General features: G+C 73.5%; 17 protein-coding genes and 3 pseudogenes. 9 read left to right on the plus strand and 11 right to left on the minus strand.

Annotation, left to right across the window (positions count from 1 at the left end; all coding sequences use genetic code 11):
* Positions 1–4: 4 nt before the first annotated feature.
* The gene (locus ACFCZF_RS03485; protein ID WP_376670206.1) at positions 5–805 is read right to left on the minus strand and encodes a VOC family protein; all 801 of its coding nucleotides are present in this window, start codon (positions 803–805) and stop codon (positions 5–7) included.
* Between ACFCZF_RS03485 and ACFCZF_RS03490 the strand changes: the two genes are divergently transcribed.
* Positions 797–1,030 (plus strand): hypothetical protein, encoded by a 234-nt coding sequence (locus ACFCZF_RS03490; protein WP_375920912.1) that lies wholly within the window; start codon positions 797–799, stop codon positions 1,028–1,030. The genes ACFCZF_RS03485 and ACFCZF_RS03490 overlap by 9 nt on opposite strands.
* Before the next feature lie 2 nt (positions 1,031–1,032).
* Positions 1,033–1,368, plus strand: coding sequence for an ANTAR domain-containing protein (locus ACFCZF_RS03495; RefSeq protein ID WP_375920909.1), 336 nt, complete (start codon positions 1,033–1,035; stop codon positions 1,366–1,368).
* A 46-nt stretch (positions 1,369–1,414) separates the two neighbouring features.
* On the opposite strand, the gene ACFCZF_RS03500 is transcribed toward ACFCZF_RS03495, so the two are convergent.
* Complete coding sequence (locus ACFCZF_RS03500; protein ID WP_376670310.1) at positions 1,415–2,206, minus strand: SigB/SigF/SigG family RNA polymerase sigma factor; 792 nt, start codon at positions 2,204–2,206, stop codon at positions 1,415–1,417.
* 301 nt (positions 2,207–2,507) lie between these two features.
* On the opposite strand from ACFCZF_RS03500, the gene ACFCZF_RS03505 reads away from it, so the two are divergent.
* Positions 2,508–3,032, plus strand: coding sequence for a hypothetical protein (locus tag ACFCZF_RS03505; RefSeq protein ID WP_376670207.1), 525 nt, complete (start codon positions 2,508–2,510; stop codon positions 3,030–3,032).
* An 18-nt stretch (positions 3,033–3,050) separates the two neighbouring features.
* Here ACFCZF_RS03505 and hemC read toward each other — a convergent pair whose 3' ends face one another.
* From hemC to ACFCZF_RS03535, 6 genes and pseudogenes are all read right to left on the minus strand, one after another.
* Complete coding sequence (gene hemC, locus ACFCZF_RS03510) at positions 3,051–3,986, minus strand: hydroxymethylbilane synthase (RefSeq protein ID WP_376670208.1); 936 nt, start codon at positions 3,984–3,986, stop codon at positions 3,051–3,053.
* A gap of 96 nt (positions 3,987–4,082) precedes the next feature.
* Complete coding sequence (locus ACFCZF_RS03515; protein WP_376670209.1) at positions 4,083–4,859, minus strand: NPP1 family protein; 777 nt, start codon at positions 4,857–4,859, stop codon at positions 4,083–4,085.
* Between the two features lie 154 nt (positions 4,860–5,013).
* On the minus strand, positions 5,014–5,994 hold the full coding sequence (gene ligD, locus ACFCZF_RS03520) for a non-homologous end-joining DNA ligase (protein ID WP_375920898.1): 981 nt from the start codon (positions 5,992–5,994) through the stop codon (positions 5,014–5,016).
* A gap of 97 nt (positions 5,995–6,091) precedes the next feature.
* Positions 6,092–6,517 (minus strand): annotated as a pseudogene (locus tag ACFCZF_RS03525) (MFS transporter); the annotation flags it as partial.
* Positions 6,512–6,713, minus strand: a pseudogene (locus tag ACFCZF_RS03530) (RNA-guided endonuclease TnpB family protein); the annotation flags it as partial. The pseudogenes ACFCZF_RS03530 and ACFCZF_RS03525, both read right to left, overlap by 6 nt.
* A gap of 172 nt (positions 6,714–6,885) precedes the next feature.
* Positions 6,886–7,071, minus strand: coding sequence for a hypothetical protein (locus ACFCZF_RS03535; RefSeq protein ID WP_376670316.1), 186 nt, complete (start codon positions 7,069–7,071; stop codon positions 6,886–6,888).
* 236 nt (positions 7,072–7,307) lie between these two features.
* Between ACFCZF_RS03535 and ACFCZF_RS03540 the strand changes: the two genes are divergently transcribed.
* A complete protein-coding gene (locus tag ACFCZF_RS03540; RefSeq protein ID WP_376670210.1) occupies positions 7,308–7,829 on the plus strand; it encodes a MarR family winged helix-turn-helix transcriptional regulator in 522 nt (173 codons plus the stop codon).
* Between the two features lie 7 nt (positions 7,830–7,836).
* Here ACFCZF_RS03540 and ACFCZF_RS03545 read toward each other — a convergent pair whose 3' ends face one another.
* Entirely contained in the window at positions 7,837–9,033 is a 1,197-nt protein-coding gene (locus ACFCZF_RS03545) for an MFS transporter (protein ID WP_376670211.1), read from the minus strand.
* Between the two features lie 222 nt (positions 9,034–9,255).
* Here ACFCZF_RS03545 and ACFCZF_RS03550 point away from each other — a divergent pair, with 222 nt between their 5' ends.
* Genes ACFCZF_RS03550 through ACFCZF_RS03565 form a run of 4 tightly spaced genes read left to right on the plus strand, consistent with a single transcriptional unit; the run spans position 9,256 to position 13,458 of the window.
* Positions 9,256–10,182: a helix-turn-helix transcriptional regulator gene (locus tag ACFCZF_RS03550; RefSeq protein ID WP_376670311.1), complete on the plus strand. Its 927-nt coding sequence runs from the start codon at positions 9,256–9,258 to the stop codon at positions 10,180–10,182.
* A gap of 31 nt (positions 10,183–10,213) precedes the next feature.
* Positions 10,214–10,594 carry a DoxX family protein gene (locus ACFCZF_RS03555; protein ID WP_376670212.1) on the plus strand — a complete coding sequence of 127 codons (381 nt, stop codon included), beginning with the start codon at positions 10,214–10,216 and terminating at the stop codon, positions 10,592–10,594.
* Positions 10,591–11,058 carry a peroxiredoxin gene (locus ACFCZF_RS03560; RefSeq protein WP_376670213.1) on the plus strand — a complete coding sequence of 156 codons (468 nt, stop codon included), beginning with the start codon at positions 10,591–10,593 and terminating at the stop codon, positions 11,056–11,058. Before ACFCZF_RS03555 ends, ACFCZF_RS03560 begins: the two co-directional genes overlap by 4 nt.
* Positions 11,059–11,118: 60 nt before the next feature.
* A complete protein-coding gene (locus ACFCZF_RS03565) occupies positions 11,119–13,458 on the plus strand; it encodes a SpoIIE family protein phosphatase (protein ID WP_376670214.1) in 2,340 nt (779 codons plus the stop codon).
* A gap of 42 nt (positions 13,459–13,500) precedes the next feature.
* Here the strand turns inward: ACFCZF_RS03565 and ACFCZF_RS03570 are convergent.
* Together ACFCZF_RS03570 and ACFCZF_RS03575 are read right to left on the minus strand one after the other, a co-directional pair.
* A pseudogene (locus tag ACFCZF_RS03570) lies at positions 13,501–14,125 on the minus strand (DNA polymerase ligase N-terminal domain-containing protein).
* 50 nt (positions 14,126–14,175) lie between these two features.
* Entirely contained in the window at positions 14,176–15,006 is an 831-nt protein-coding gene (locus tag ACFCZF_RS03575) for an aldo/keto reductase (RefSeq protein WP_376670215.1), read from the minus strand.
* Between the two features lie 197 nt (positions 15,007–15,203).
* Here ACFCZF_RS03575 and ACFCZF_RS03580 point away from each other — a divergent pair, with 197 nt between their 5' ends.
* Positions 15,204–16,196, plus strand: a complete 993-nt coding sequence (locus tag ACFCZF_RS03580; RefSeq protein WP_376670216.1) for a TauD/TfdA dioxygenase family protein — start codon at positions 15,204–15,206, stop codon at positions 16,194–16,196.
* Positions 16,197–16,199: the final 3 nt, after the last annotated feature.

A 16,199-nucleotide genomic window follows, 5' to 3' on the forward strand; every position in this document is an offset into this window, starting at 1 on the left:
GAGGTCAGCTGCCGAGGCGGCGCGCGGTCACCGTGAACTGCGCGCCGTCGGCGTCCCGGAGCACGGCCTCGTCACTGCTCACGGACAGCACGCTGCCGCCGTGCCGCTCCGCGGTACGGGCGCAGGCCGCGACGTCCTCGACCGCGAAGTGCACCTGCCAGTGCGGCCGGATGGCCGGGTCGGGCGCCGCTCCCAGGGCGCCCGACTCGATACGTGCCACCACGTCCCCCTGGCTGCGCAGGACCACCTCGTCGCCCTCGTACTGGACCTCGCAGCAGCCGCCGGGCCCCGCCCAGTCGAAGATCTCGCCGTAGAAGATGGCGGCGTCGAAGGCGTCACGGGTGTGCAGCCGGATGAAGGCGGGGCGCGAGGTGCGCCAGGTCTCCCAGTCCGAGAACAGCTCGCCCTCCCAGATCCCGAAGGTCGCGCCGTCCCGGTCGGCCAGCAGGGCCGCCCGTCCGGGCGGGAGGGAGATCGGCCCGACCGCCGACGTGCCGCCGCGCTCCTGCACCCGGGACGCGGCCTCGTCGGCGCTGCGCACGGCGAAGTACGGCGTCCACGCCACCGCCATCTGCCACATCGCGGCGACCGCGGCGATCCCGGCGACCGGCACCCCGTCGGCCAGGGCGATCCGGAAGGGCTCGCCCAGCTTGCCGGGCCGCCACTGCCAGCCCAGTACGGCGGAGTAGAACTCCTCGGTGGCCTTCAGATCACGGCTGGTCAGACTCACCCAGCAGGGAGCCCCGAACACGGAGTGCGTGGACAGGAGGCTCTTTCCGGCGGGGAAGGGCATGTCGTGGTTCATGGCAGTCGCGTCCTGGTCTCGTCCACCGGCAGCCACCGGCTCCACACCAGTGTCCGGCCGGGAGTGCGGCGGGCGCCTGCCGAGTACCCCGGGCGCGGCGCCGAAACGGTGGCGGACCAGCCCCGGACGGCCCAGTGGCGCGAGGAGGCGCAGGTGGCGACGATGGATGCGTCGGAGCGGTACCGCGCCGCACAGGCGGCGGTGGCCCGCCGGATCCGGAGGTGACCATGCCCACGGACTGGGGCTCGGACCAGACCGGCTCGGACCAGATCTTCCAGCTGCAGGAGCAGGTCCGGCAGCTGAAGGAGGCGGTCGTCTCGCACGCCGTCGTCGACCAGGCGATCGGCATGGTCGTCGTCCTCGGCAGGGTGACGCCGGACGAGGGATGGATCGTCCTGAAGGAAGTTTCCCAGCATACGAACATCAAACTGCGCAATGTGGCGGAATTGATACTCATCTGGGGGCGCACGGGAGTGATGCCGCCGGAGATCCGGGCCGCTCTCGAGGACTCCCTGGACCGCCACGGCCCCGCGCAGATCCCCGGCGCCCCGCCGGAGCGCTGAGCCCCAGCGCCGGGCCCGAGCGCCGGGCCCGAGCGCTGAGCCGGCTTCAGCGGACCTCCGTGAGGATCTCGTCGCGGATCCGGTCGAAGCAGCCGCTGAGCAGCCGGGAGACGTGCATCTGGGAGATGCCGAGTTGCTGTGCGATGCGGCTCTGCGTCATCCCGCCGAAGAAGCGCAAGTAGAGGATGGTGCGCTCGCGCTCGGGCAGCGCCTCCAGGCAGGGCCGGACGGCCACCCGGTCGACCACCGCGTCGAAGGCCGGGTCCAGCCCGCCGAGCGCGTCCCCGAGGGCGTACCCGTCGGTGCCGGGCATCTCCGCCTCCAGCGAGAGCGCGGAGAAGCACTCCAGGGCCTCCATGCCGGTACGGACCTCGACCGTGGTCAGCTGCGCGTGGTCGGCGATCTCCTCGATGGTGGGGGCGCGGCCCGGCGTGGTCTGTGCCAGCTCCTTCGCGGATTTGCGCACCCGGTTGCGCAGGTCCTGGATCCGCCGCGGCACGTGCAGGGTCCACATGTGGTCGCGGAAGTGCCGTTTGATCTCGCCGGTCACGGTCGGCACGGCGTACGCCTCGAAGGCGTGGCCGCGCTCCGGGTCGTAGTGGTCTACGGCCTTGACCAGCCCGAGGGCCGCCACCTGGTAGAGGTCCTCCAGGTTCTCGCCGCGGCCCCGGAAGCGGACCGCGATCCGCTCGGCCATGGGCAGCCACACCTGGATCAGTTCGTCCCGCAGCGCCTTGCGCTCCGGGCCCTCGGGCATCCTCGCGAGCCGATCGAAGGCCGCGGCCGTGTCGGGAGCGTCGTCGTGCGGATGGGGCTTGGTTCTGCCGGCGATACGCATCATGCGCACCTCCCTCAGCAGGGGTGCGGGCAAGTCCTCATATATATGGATACTGAGCGCGAATGCCCCGGACGGCCACCCGAACGGCTGCGGACCGCTGAGCGAGACGGCGCCGCCGCCGAACGTGATGTGCGGCACGCTCTGGGTGATCGCCCGGAGCGGTCGTCGGCGGATACTTCCTGCGCAACGCTTGATCGTTGATCAAAAGGGGCGAAGTGCCTGGCCACAGCGCATTCCGCTCATTTGACAGTGTGCTGAGCGCACAGATAGGAAGCAGCGTCGAGAGGTCGAGAGGGGCACCGTGTACGAGCCGAACGTGGTCGGGGACTGGCACGAGTACGACGAGCACGCCGGTCTGCGGGTCCGCGTCCACCGACTTGAGCCGGCCGAGCCGCCGCGTGGACGCGACGACGCCGCCGAGGGGCTGACGTACTTCTGTGTCCGGGTGACCGTCGAGAACCGGGGCGCCCGGCACCTCGGCATTCACCTGGAGGACGGCCAGATCGACGTGCGGATCGGCCCCGACGGGGAGAGTGCCTTCCTCGACTGGCGCAACTCCCAGTTCGTCGAGGGCTTCGACGTCTACCCGCTGCGCCGGGTCACCGCCGTGCTCTACGCGGCCGGCCCGGAGGCGAGCCTTCGCCAGGTCGACGTCCAGGTGCAGTTGCGGGTGGACGAGGAGTGGGCCGACCGCCGGCTGTGGACCGGCGGCCTCGGGCTGCCCGACGGGAGCGCCGGAACCCTTTCCGGCACGATGCGTGACGACGGGCTGGCGCACCAGGTGAGCGCCTTCCTGCGGGACCAGGCGGAGGAGGGCACCGCCTGATCCCCGGCCGGTGGCGTCTCAGTGCGCGATGCCGTCGATGATCTCGCGGGCACCCTGACGCAGCAGGGCCACGGCGACTGACGTGCCGAGCGTCGCCGGGTCGAGCGGGCCGGCCCACTCGTGGGCGTTCAGCCGCGTCTTGCCGTCCGGGGTGAAGACGCAGGCCCGCAGGGAGAGTTCCCCGCTCCGGTCCACGCGGGCGTATCCGGCGATCGGGCTGTTGCAGTGCCCCTGCAGCACGTGCAGGAACATGCGCTCCGCCGTCGCCTCCCGATGGGTCCCCGGGTGACCGAGACCGCTGACCGCGTCGATGAGCGCGGCGTCGCCCTCACGGCACTGCAGGGCGAGGATGCCCGCGCCGATCGGCGGCATCATCGTCTCGGGGGAGAGGACCTCGCTGATCACGTCACGGCGGCCGATGCGCTCCAGACCGGAGACCGCGAGGAGCAGGGCGTCCGCCTCTCCGGCGGCCAGCTTCGCCAGCCGCCGGTTGGCGTTGCCCCGGAACGGCACGCACTGGAGGTCCGGGTGGGTGGCGGCCAGCTGGGCGACGCGGCGCACCGAGGAGGTGCCGACGCGGGTCCCGGCCGGCAGCTCGTCCAGGGTGAGCCCGTCCGGATGGATCAGCGCGTCCCGGATGTCGTCCCGCTCCAGGAACGCGGCGAACACCGTGCCCGCCGGCAGCGGCCGGTCGGCGGGCACGTCCTTGACGCAGTGCACCGCCAGATCGGCCTCGCCCGACAGCAGCGCGGCGTCCACCTCCTTGGTGAACGCGCCCTTGCCCTCCACCAGCGACAGGTCGCCGAGCCACTTGTCGCCGGTGGTCTTCACCGGCACGACCTCGGTGCGCACGCCGGGGTGGAGGGCCGCCAACTCGGCCCGGACGCGCTCGACCTGCGCGAGGGCCATGGGGGAGTCGCGGGAGACGATGCGGATCAGTTCGGGGACGGACATGCGGACACGATAGTGCTCCCGGGGGCGAGTCGGTCGCGTGGTTCGCCCGACCGGCCCCGAGCAGCTCCCGACCGGCTCCGGCGGACCGCGGTCGCCTCAGGCGTTCGGGTCGAAGGAGATGCCGGAGGGCTTGGCGGCCGCCAGGTGGGAGGCGAAGCTGCCGTCCTTCAGGCCGAAGTTGGCGCTGCCGAAGTCGTAGGAGCTCAGCTTCTCGCGCAGGCCGGCCGGATAGCCGTTCCAGCCGACCAGCGTCGGGTACTGCCAGCCGCCCTCGTGGTTCTCCGGCGGCTCGTCGCCCGAGGTCGCCAGGCGGAAGCAGTGGGTGCTGATGCCGTCCTTGTGGTAGACGATCTTCGGGTGGGTGCCGTCGAAGCGGACCGCCGACCTCGCGTGCACGCTGAACGAGCCGTGGTTCGAGGTCGAGACGTACTCCACGGTGCCGTCCCGCACCCACACCACGACGTGCTCCCAGTCGTGCCGGTGACCGCCGAGACTGCTGCCGGGCAGCGCCTGGTCCTTCTCGAAGTAGAGGCCGTACATGTAGGCGCACCAGCCGTTGTCGCACTTGGCGCGCGAGTAGCCGTTGGTGTTGTCCAGGTCGGAGGCGTCCCGGCAGTTGCCGTTCAGGGCGCCGGTCGGCTTCAGTCCGCCGTTGACCGCTCCGTCGGAGCCGATGGCCGGTGTGGGATAGCAGCCGTCGGTGTCGTAGTCGTACGCGGGCTGGTACGCCCGCTCCAGGCTGTCGGCGTTGCCGGGCAGCCCCGGGGGCGGAGCGGCGAAGGCGGTGGCGGGGAAGGCGACGACGAGGGCCAGGGCACCGAGCGGTGCGGCGAGCCATCTCTTGCGGCGGGTTCCAGCGGTACGCGAAGACACCGCGTCCTCCTCTGATTCCGGGCGCAGCCCAACGGCTGTGGGGGGAAAGGGAGTTCAGGGTCCCGTCTTTTCACTTCCGGGCCAAGGGGTCACGTGCGTCCCCGCGGTGAAGGGCAGCCCAATACTTGACCTTGGCGTCACACGGGTCACACCGTCACACCATGTCGTCCGGAATGTCGGCGGCCGACTCCTCGGGCGCGAGGTCCGGGCGGAGCCTGAGCCAGGACGGCTGGCGCAGCATGCCCTCGCGGGTGCGGGTGCTGTAGCGGACCTCGCCGACCAGCCGGGGGACGACCCAGCGGGCCCCCGGCACCGGCGGTACGGGGTCGAAGGGGCACACGTCGCTCGCGGCGGCCCCCAGCAGTGCCGCCAGCTCGGTGCGCTCGGCCGCGCTCCAGCCGGTGCCCACCCCGCCGACGTAGCGCAGCCGGCCAGCGGCGCGCTGGCCGACCAGGAGGGCGCCCGGCAGACCGGTGAGCCGTCCCTTGCCGGGCAGCCAGCCGCCGACCACGACGTCCTCGCTGCGCATGTTGCGGATCTTGATCCAGGCCCGGGAGCGGACCCCCGGCTCGTACACCGAGTCCAGCCGCTTGCAGACCAGGCCCTCCAGGCCGTGCTCGCGGGTGGCCCGCAGCGCCTGCTCCCCGTGGCCGACCAGCGCGGTCGGGGTCGACCAGGACGGCCCGCCGAGACCGAGGTCCGTCAGCTGCTCGCGGCGGTGGGTGTAGGGGAGGCGCAGGAGGGGCCGGCCCGCCAGGTGCAGGGCGTCGAACAGCACCAGATGGACGGGGACCTTCACCGCCCGGTGTGCCGCCCGGCCCGGGGCGTGCGCCAGGCCCATGCGGGACTGCAGCAACTGGAAGTCGGCGCGGCCCTGTTCGTCCAGGGCGAGCACCTCCCCGTCCAGTACGGCGGCGGTGGAGCCGAGCGCGGTGCCGAGCGGTGCCAGTTCGGGGTAGGCGGCCGTGATGTCGTGGCCGGAGCGGGCGCGCAGCCGCACACTGCCGTCACCGGGCAGGTAGACCACCACGCGCTGGCCGTCCTGCTTGGTCTCGTAGGCCCAGCGCGCGTCCTGCGCGGCGGACGGCAGGGCACCGGGGGTGGCGAGCATGGGAGGGATCAGCGGCAGCTCCACGGGTCAGTTCTCGACCCGCCCGTGCGCCGTCACGCGCGTTGTCCGCCAGGTTCGCCTGAACGGCGCCGGCCTCGGGGCGAGGCCGGCGCCGTCGCCGTCAGCGGACGGATGCGCTGGCCTCCGCCTCGATGCCGGGGGCCGGTGCGGTGTGCGCCGGACCGGTGGTGGGGCGGTGCCGCGGGATGAAGGACGCGATCACGAAGGCGAGCAGGGCGGCGCCCGCACCGATCGCCATGACGACCTTGAACGCGTTCTCGGACGGCAGCGCGAAGCCGCCGAGGCTGACGGTCATCTGGGCCAGGATCACGCCGGCGATGGCGCTGGCGACCGACGTACCGATGGACCGCATGAGGGTGTTCAGGCTGTTCGCGGCGGCCGTCTCGCCGGCCGGCACCGCACCCGTGATCAGGGCCGGCACGGCGCCGTAGGCGAAGCCGATGCCCGCGCTGATGACACAGGAGACCAGCACCAGATGCCACAGCTCGGACATCAGCACGATGTTCAGCCCGTAGCCGGCCGCCATGCCCGGAGTGGGGCAGGTCGTGGACGTCGGACGTGGTCGTCGCCGTCTCCCGCACCCCCCAGTCGACACCGAGGACCCGGCCGGTCTTCGGCAGGGGCTGGAGCTGGGCGGGGACGACGAACGAGCAGTGCCAGTGCCCGAGGCTGTCCTGGTACACGCGCACCGAGGACGGCTCACCCGGCAGCTCCCGCGACCACCACCCCGACCAGCGACAACAGGCACACACGTTCGCACTACCTCGAGGTCATGTTGACAGCGGTAGCGGTACGGGCGCTCCGCGCCCGGAACCGGACGCGGCGACGCTCCCGCGTCGCACCATCCGGATGCGATTCCTCCCCGGCGTGAGCGCCGGGGCCTCCTCCCAAGAATCAGGTGAACAGCACCTGACGGCGGGCGGTGGTGCGCAGGTCCACCAGTGGCTGCGGGGTACGCAGTTCCCGCCAGCCCCACACCAGCAGGATCACCGCGGCCGCCGCGAACAGGCCGAGGGTGCCGCCGGTCCAGCCCCGGTCGGCGCCCGAGCGCGGCCGTCCCGTACGGCTGAGCGCGGACACCGGGGCTGACGGCGACGGCCGTCGCGCGGCGCCCGACCGGCTCGGCCCCGCTGCCGGCGGGGTGGTGACCGAAGTGACCGGCGGCGCCGGCCCGGTGTGGCCGCTGCGCGGGGAGCGGTGAGGCTCGCGGGCGTCCGCGCGCGGCGTGAAGAAGCCAGGAGGACGTGCGGGTGCGGCGGAAGAGGCCCGGAGGGTGCGCTTACTTGCGTAACGCAACGAGAGGGTGGACTGGTCGTATGTCCCCATCGCCGCTCCCCGACGGCCCCGCGTCCCCGGACGTGACCGAGATCGAGCGAGCGCTCACCCGGGTCACCTATCTGAGCACCCGGCAGCGGCAGCACGACCGGCTGATGGCCCTCGCGGACGTGCCGCTCGACCGGGCCGCAGTGGCGCTGCTGCGTCAGGTGGCCGACTCCGGGCCGCTGCGCCCGGGGGAGCTGGCCGCCCGGCTGGGCGTGGAGGCCTCGCACGTCACGCGCACGGTGCGGCAGTTGCAGCGGACGGGGTACGTCAGCCGCGTCCCCGACCCCGACGACCGCCGCGCCCAGCGCATCGAGCTCACCGAGGCCGGCCGTCGGGCCGTCGCGCGCCTGCGCGAGGCCGGAGCCCGCGGCATGCAGATGGCCCTGGCCGACTGGTCCCCCGAGGAGCTGCGGCAGCTCGCCACCCTCTTCCACCGGATGGTCGACGACTTCCTCGGCTACGCGGCGGAGGAGGAGCCCGAGGTTCGGCCGACGGCACCGACGGAGACCGTCTGACGGCCCCTCACCGCCCGCCGGCGTCGCCCGCCGCCGGCGCCTCGACGGCGGGCTCCGGCGAAGACGGGGAGGGTTCACGCAGGCGGCACAGGAGGAGCCGGCCCACCGCGGGCAGAACCACCAGCGGCACCAGCGCGGTCCGCAGGGACGTCGCGTCGGCGAGCACGCCGACCGCCGGGGCCGCGAGGCCGCCGACACTCACCGTCAGCCCCAGCGTGACCCCGCTCGCCGTACCCACCCGGCGGGGCAGGTAGTCCTGGCCCAGCGTGATGTGCAGCGAGAACGGCACGTACAGCCCCGCCGAGGTCAGGGCGACGAACAGGTACACCGCCGGACCGGGCACGAGGACGACGCCGGCCACCGCGAGGACCGTCAGAACGTACGACCGCCGCACCACCTTCAGTCTCCCGAACCGGTCGGCGAGCCTGCCCCCGGCCACGGTGCCCACCGCGCCGCCCAGGTAGAGCACGAACAGGGCGGCCGTCCCAGCCGTACTCCCGCCGCCGGTCCGCTCCCGGACGTACAGCGACACGAACGTGCTCAGGCCGACGAAGACGACGGAACGGCAGACGACGGCACCGGTGAGACGGAGGAAGGAGGTCCAGTCGTCCGTCCCCGCCGCCACCGCCGTACGGTCTCCCGACGCGCGGGCCGCCCCGGCCGAACGCACCGCCGCCCCGCACAGTGCGGCTCCCACCACCGCCGGTACGGCCAGCAGCGGAGAGGCACCGAGCCCGCCGGTGGCGAGGACGGCCCAGACCAGCGGCGGCGCCAGTGCGAAGCCGACGTTGCCGCCCAGGGAGAACCAGCCCATCGCCGTGTGGCTGCCCCGCGCGGCGGCACGCGCGGCGCGGGCCGCCTCCGGGTGATAGGCGGCGACCCCGACGCCTCCCACGGCGACCGCTGCCAGCGTGAACGCGTAGGAGTCGGTGACGCCGCCGAGGGCGATCCCCGCTCCGGCGGTCAGCGTGCTCAGCGGCAGCAGCCACGGCAGCGCCCACCGGTCGGTGAGCGCGCCGAACAGCGGCTGCACCAGCGAAGACAGCAGCGAGGCGGCCAGGACGACGCCCGAGGCGGCGGCGTAGGTGTAGGCGCGCTCGGCGACGAAGTACGGGACCAGGGCGGCCACCGCGCCCTGGTAGACGTCGACGCAGGCGTGCCCGAGGGACAGCAGGACGATGGGCCGGTCGCGTTTCGTGGTCACCCGTCGATCGTCGTGCCCACCTCACCTGGCCCGCTTCCGATAAACTGCCGACTTGTGCCGAACACCCGCCACACCTCGACGAGCACCCGCAGGGCCCCCTCGGCCACCCGCGATGCCCCGGCGGCCGGCAGGGAGGCTCCGACAGCCACCCGCGATGCCCCGACAGCCGGTAGGGAGGCTCCGGCGGCCGGCAGGGAGGCCCCGACAGCCGGCAGGGGCGTCCTGACAGTCGGCAGGGAGGCTCCGGCGGTCGGTAGGGAGGCTCCAGCGGCCGGCAGGGGCGTCCTGACAGTCGGCAGGGAGGCTCCGGCGGCCGGTAGGGAGGCTCCGGCGGTCGGTAGGGAGGCTCCGGCGGCGGCGACCGGCACCGGTGCCCACGCCCGTCACACCCCGACGGCCCCCACCCGCGCCCAGCAGCTCACCGCCGGGCAGCGCATCGACGCGCACCGGCACGACGATCACCAGATCGTCTACGCGGGCTCCGGTGTCGTGGCCGTCACCACCGACGCCGGTACCTGGTTCGCGCCCGGTACCCGGGCCATCTGGATCCCGGCCGGCACCGTCCACGCCCACCGCGCCCACGGCCGCCTCGACCTGCACCTGGTCGGCCTGCCCGCCCGTGAGAACCCGCTCGGCCTGGACACCCCCGTCGTACTCGCCGTCGGCCCGCTGCTGCGCGAGCTGATCGTCGCCTACACCCGCGAACCCCGTGACACGGGCCCGGAACGCCGGCGCCTCCTCGCCGTCCTGCGCGACCAACTGCGCGCCTCACCGCAGCAGCCGCTGCGTCTGCCCACCCCCACCGACCCCCGGCTGGCGGCGGTCTGCGCGCTCGTCCACGCCGATCCCGCCGACCCGCGCACCCTCGCCGCGCTCGGTGCCGCCACCGGGACCGGGGAACGCACGCTCAGCCGTCTCTTCCGCCGCGAGTTCGGCATGACCTTCCCCCAGTGGCGCACCCAGTCCCGCCTCTACCACGCCCTGCGCATGCTCGCCGACGACGTGCCCGTCACCACCGTCGCGCACCGCTGCGGCTGGTCCTCCGCCAGCGCGTTCATCGAGGTCTTCCGCCGCTCGTTCGGTTACACCCCGGGCACTCACAACCGCCGTACGGGAGCCCGCCGCCTCCCGCTCCTTACCGTCGAGTAATATCGCGCGGCAGGCCCCCAGAGGAGGAACCGTGTCCCGGTCCGAACGCTCACCCCTGCTGCTCGCCGGCCTGCTGGCCACCGCGGGCGTCGCCCACTTCGCCCGCCCCCGCACCTTCGACGCGATCGTGCCGCGCGGCCTGCCCGGGACGCCCCGGGCCTGGACGTACGCCAGTGGCGTCGCCGAACTGGCGCTCGCCACGGGCATCGCACTGCCGCGCACCCGCAAGGCCGCCGCGCTGACCACGGCCGCCTTCTTCGTCGGAGTCTTCCCGGCCAACGTCAAGATGGCCGTGGACTGGCGGCACCGCCCCGCACCGCAGAGGGCCGCCGCCTACGGCCGGCTCCCCGTGCAGGTGCCGCTCGTGCTGTGGGCCCGCGGCGTCGCCAAGGGCAGCGAGGGCCGGTCGTGAGCCGGGCCCCGGCCGTGGGTGACACGGTCGACGACTTCACGCTCCCGGACGAGACCGGCACCCCGCGCCGCCTGTCCGGGCTGCTCTCCGACGGCCCGGTCGTGCTGTTCTTCTACCCCGCCGCCCTGACCCCCGGCTGCACCGCGGAGGCCTGCCACTTCCGCGACCTCGCCGCCGAGTTCGCCGCGGTCGGCGCCCGCCCCGTCGGCGTCAGCGGGGACCCCGTCGAACGGCAGCAGGAGTTCACCGGGCGCCACACCCTCGGCATGCCGCTGCTGTCCGACGCCGACGGCGCGGTCCGCGAGCTGTTCGGGGTGAAACGAGGGTTCAGCCTGGCCCCCACCAAGCGGGTCACCTTCGTCATCGGGCAGGACCGCACCCTGCTCGAGGTCGTCCGCAGCGAGCTGAGGATGAACACGCACGCCGACCGCGCCCTGGCCGCACTGCGCGCACACCAGGGGTAGCGGCCCGCTCCCGCTCCGTCGCGGTTGAAACCGTGCTGTAAAGGGTCAATCCTGGACGCTATGGAGCATCCCTCCGCTGTGGCGACCCTGGACACCCACGGCACGGTGACGGGGTGGAGCGAGGGCGCCCGGCGGCTGACCGGTTACCCGGCCGAGGAGGCCGTGGGGCGGGCAGGCCGGGAGCTGCTGGCCGAGGACGTGCCGGCGGACGTCCTGGCCACCCTGTCCGGCACCGTACGGATGCGGCACCGGAACGGCACCCTCGTCGCGCTCAGCCTGCGGGCCTGCGCCCTGACGGGCGCCGACGGCATGCCCGCCGGGTACGCCGTCACCGTCGAACCGCCCGGTGGCGGGCGGACCTCGCTGACGGAACTGGCCTTCGAACAGGCGGCCATGTCGATGTCCGTCTTCGACACCCGCCAGCACTACCTGCGGATCAACGAGGTGGCGTGTCAGGTGATGGGCGTGCCGGAAGAGGAGTTGACCGGCCGCTACTTCTCGGACTCCGTCGAGGACGCCGAGCACAGCCGGGGCTTCCTGCACCACCTGCGCCAGGTCGCCGAGACGGGCAGACCGGTGCGCTACGAGAGCTTCACGGGCGCACCGGCCCTCAACCGCGACCACGCCTGGACCACCGAGATGTGGCCCGTGCGGGACGCGTCCGGCGAGCTGCTGGGGACCGCCCTGGCGGCCTTCGACAGCACCGAGCAGTACTGGGCGCGGGAGCGGCTGGCCCTGCTGAACAAGGCGGCGGCCGCCATCGGCACGACGCTGGACCTGGTGCGCACCGCCGAGGAGCTGGTCGAGGTGGTGGTGCCGCGGTTCGCCGACTTCGCCAGTGTCGACCTGCTCGAATGGGTCCTGGGCGCGGAGGAGTCGCCTGCGGTGTTCAGCGAGGAGGTCGCGCTGCGCCGGGTCGCGCACGGCTCCATCACCGAGGGCACCCCGGAGGCGGCCGTGCACCTGGGGCGCGTGGACGTCCACCCCGCCCTCTCGCCGCCCGCACGGGCGATGCGGGAAGGCCGGGTCCTCGTCAGCCAGGCGGGCGAGCCGTCGTTCATGCACTGGGTGGCCGAGCGCAACGCGCGCGCTCCGGAGGGACGCTCCTACCGTACGGGCGCCCACTCGATGATGGCGGTGCCCCTGAGGGCCCGCGGCATCACTCTGGGCGTCGCCGTGGCCGTGCGCATGGAGCTGCCGGACGAGTACGGCAGCGAGGACGCCGTGTTCGCCGAGGAACTCGCCAGCAGGGCCGCGGTCTGCATCGACAACGCCCGCCGCTTCACCCGCGAACGTTCCACCGCCCTGACCCTCCAGCACAGCCTGCTGCCCAAGGGCTTGCCCGGACAGGCGGCGGTCGAGGTGGCCCACCGCTATCTGCCCTCCGTGTCGGCGGCCGGCATCGGCGGTGACTGGTTCGACGTCATCCCGCTGGCCGGCAGCCGCGTCGCGCTCGTCGTCGGCGACGTCGTCGGCCACGGCATCCCGTCCACGGCGACCATGGGCCGCCTGTGCACCGCCGTCCGCACCCTCGCCGACGTCGACCTGCCCCCCGACGAACTCCTCACCCACCTCGACGACCTCGTCACCCACCTCGTGGCCGGCGACTCGGGCGACGAGGTCGCGGAACTGGGCGCCACCTGCCTCTACGCCGTCTACGACCCCGTCTCCCGCTGCCTGTCCCTGGCCGCGGCCGGCCACCCCGCGCCGGCCGTCGTCCTGCCCGACGGCACCGCGCGGCTCGTCCGCATGACCGCGGGGCCGCCGCTCGGTGTCGGCGGGCTGCCGTTCGAGGCGGCCGTGCTGGAACTGCCCGAGGGCTCCGTCGTCGCCCTGTACACCGACGGCCTCGTCGAGGACCGCGACCGCGACGTCGACCACGCCATCGCGGAACTGTGCCGGGCGCTGACCGCCCCCGCCAACTCGCTCGACGCCCTGTGCGACACCGTGCTCAAGGCCGTCATGCCGGAGGAGCCCAGTGACGACGTGGCGCTGCTGCTGGCCCGTACCCGCGCGCTGGGCACGGACCAGATCCGCACCTGGGACGTCCACCCGGACCCCTCGCACGTGGCCGCCACCCGGCGGTCCGTCACCGAGCAGCTGACGGAGTGGGGACTGGACGAGGCCGCGTTCGTCACCGAACTGGTCGTCAGTGAACTCGTCACCAACGCGATCCGGTACGGCGAGCCGCCCATCCAGCTCCGCCTCATCCGCGACAGCGCCCTCATCTGCGAGGTCTCCGACGGCAGCTCCACCTCACCGCACCTGCGCCGGGCCCACGCCTACGACGAGGGCGGGCGGGGCCTGCTGCTGGTCGCCCAGCTCACCCAGCGCTGGGGCAGCCGGCAGACGGGCACCGGCAAGACCATCTGGGCCGAACAGCCGCTGCCCGCGGACTGACCGACCCGCCGGAGCCGCATCCCGCCCGGCGGCGTCTCGTCCCTACCCCTCGCGGTCCTCCGCGGCGACCCGCGCGAGCGTGCGGCCGGTCCGTGCGGACCGGGCACGACGGGGGTCCGGGGTGCCGTGCCCGCGGGACCCGCCGGCCGTCTTCACGAGGAGCCACGCCTCCTCGTCGTCGCCCGCCTTCCCGCTGCGGAACCGGGTCAGCGCGTACTCGCCGCGCAGCTTCGCACCGTGCAGCCGGAACCTGGTGTGGCCGCGCGCGAGCGACTCCGCGAAAGTCCACCGGCCGGCCCCGGCGGTCGTGGCTCAGCGGCTCGTAGGTGCCGTGGTCCCAGACGATGACCGTGCCGCCCCCGTACTCGCCCGCGGGGATCACGCCCTCGAACTCCTCGTACTCCAGCGGATGGTCCTCCGTCGGCACGGCGAGCCGCTTGTCGCGCGGATCCGCCGACGGCCCCTTCGGTACCGACCAGGACTTCAGCACGTCGGCCACCTGGAGCCGGAAGTCGAAGTGCAGGGTGCTCGCGTCGTGGATCTGCACGACGAAGCGGGGCGCCGGGTTCCCGGATCCCTTCGAGGACGCCCCGCGCCCCGCGGGCTCACCGGTCCGGCCGAAGTCACGCCTGCCGCGGTAGTCCCGCAGCCCGTTCCCCTCACCCACCTGCGGCTCCTTCCCGGAAGATGTGCGCCGACCGGGACCGGGTACCCCGGTCAGAACTCCTCGTGCACCTCCGGGTCGCCGCCGATCCGCCGGTGCGCGCGGTCCGTGACCGTGTGCATCTGGCCGGCGTCCAGTTCGAAGCCGAAGACGTCGAGGTTCGCCCGCTGCCGCGCGGGGTCGGAGGACTTCGGGATGGGCACCGCGCCGAGCTGGGTGTGCCAGCGCAGCACCGCCTGGGCGGGCGTCACGCCGTGCGCGTCGGCGACCGCGACCAGGGCCGGATCGTCCAGTAGGTCGCTGCCCCGTCCCAGCGGGCTCCAGCTCTCGGTGCGGATGCCCTTGCGCTCGTGGAAGGCGCGCAGGTCGTCCTGCGGGAAGAGCGGGTGCAGCTCGATCTGGTTGACGGACGGCAGGACACCGGTCTCCTTCTCCAGCCGTTCGATGTGCCCGGCCGTGAAGTTGGAGACGCCCACCGAGCGCACGAGGCCGTCGTCGCGCAGCTTGACCATGGCCTTCCAGGAGTCGACGTACTTGTCCACGCGGGGCAGCGGCCAGTGGATCAGGTACAGGTCGACGTACTCCAGGCCGAGCCGGGCACGGGACTCCTCGAACGAGGCGAGGGTCTCCTCGTAGCCGTGGTGCCGGCCGGGCAGCTTGGTCGTCACCACGATCTCCTCGCGGGGGATCCCGCCGGCGGCCACGCCGCGGCCGACGCCGGTCTCGTTGCGGTAGTTCGTCGCCGTGTCGATCAGGCGGTAGCCCGTCTCCAGGGCCTCGCGGACCGCCCGCTCCGCCTCGTCGTCCTTCATCGGCCAGGTGCCCAGCCCCAGGGCGGGGAGCCGGGTGCCGTCGTTGAGCGTGTGCGTCGGGATGCTGATCACCGTGAGCCTTCCCTCGACCGGGTACGGCGGTGTGCCGCCCGTCCAGCGTCGCGCACGGAGCGAGTGGTGATCAACCGGACGGGCGCGGGAGGGGTTCTGCCACGATCTCCGAGGGAGCCGACACGCACGACCGAACGGCCGACGGCCGACCGACCAACGACTGACCGACCAACGACCGACCGACCAACGGAGCGCGCATGACGACGGACAGGGCAGCGGCGGAACGTACGGCGACCGAGGCCGCGGCGGCCGAGGCGGCCGGGATCGAGGTGAAACCGGTCGCCGGGCACATCGGCGCCGAGATCGCCGGCGTCGACCTGGCCGGCGGCCTCGACGCGGCGCAGGTCGCGGCGGTCCGGGCGGCGGTGCTGCGCTGGAAGGTGGTGTTCTTCCGCGACCAGCGCCTCGACCACGCCGGACACGTCACGTTCGCGCGCCTCTTCGGCGAGCCGGTCGTCCTGCCCCGGCGCGGCAAGGCGTCACCGGCCGGCTTCCCGGAGGTCGAGACGACCGCCGACCGGCTGGAACTGGGCGGGCGGTTCGGGATGGCGCACGACGAGTGGCTACGGCGCCGGCGCCACACGCTGCTGCGCGGCTGGCACTGCGACCACGGCGCCCGCGTCGACCCGCCGGCCGCCACGATCCTGCGCGCCGAGACGGTCCCGCCGTACGGCGGCGACACCACCTGGTCGAACCTCGCCGCCGCCTACGCCGGACTGTCCGCCCCGATGCGCGCCTTCGTCGACACACTGCGCGCCGAACACCGCCTCGGCGTCGGCTACCAGCCCCGGCCGGGCGACGACGCCTACGTCCGTCACCTGCTCGACCACCAGACCGCGACCGTGCACCCGCTGGTCCGCGTCCACCCTCAGACGGGGGAGCGGGTGCTGTTCGTCAACGGCTACTACGTCGAGCAGATCGCCGGGCTCTCCCGCCCCGAGAGCGCGGCGGTCCTGGAGCTGCTGCTGGAGCAGGCGACCCGGCCCGAGTACACCGTCCGCTTCCGCTGGGAGCCGGGCAGCGTCGCCTTCTGGGACAACCGGGCCACCATCCACCTCGCCCCCAGCGACAACGCCCACCTCGACCACCCCCGGACCATGCACCGCGTGATGCTCGCCGGCGACGTACCGGCCGGAGTCGACGGCACCCCCTCGGAGGCGGTCGTCGGCAGCGAACCGGGACGCTGGTGAGCC

Origin of the sequence: Streptomyces sp. NPDC056296 (genome assembly GCF_042268605.1) — a bacterium.
Lineage (GTDB): Bacteria > Actinomycetota > Actinomycetes > Streptomycetales > Streptomycetaceae > Streptomyces.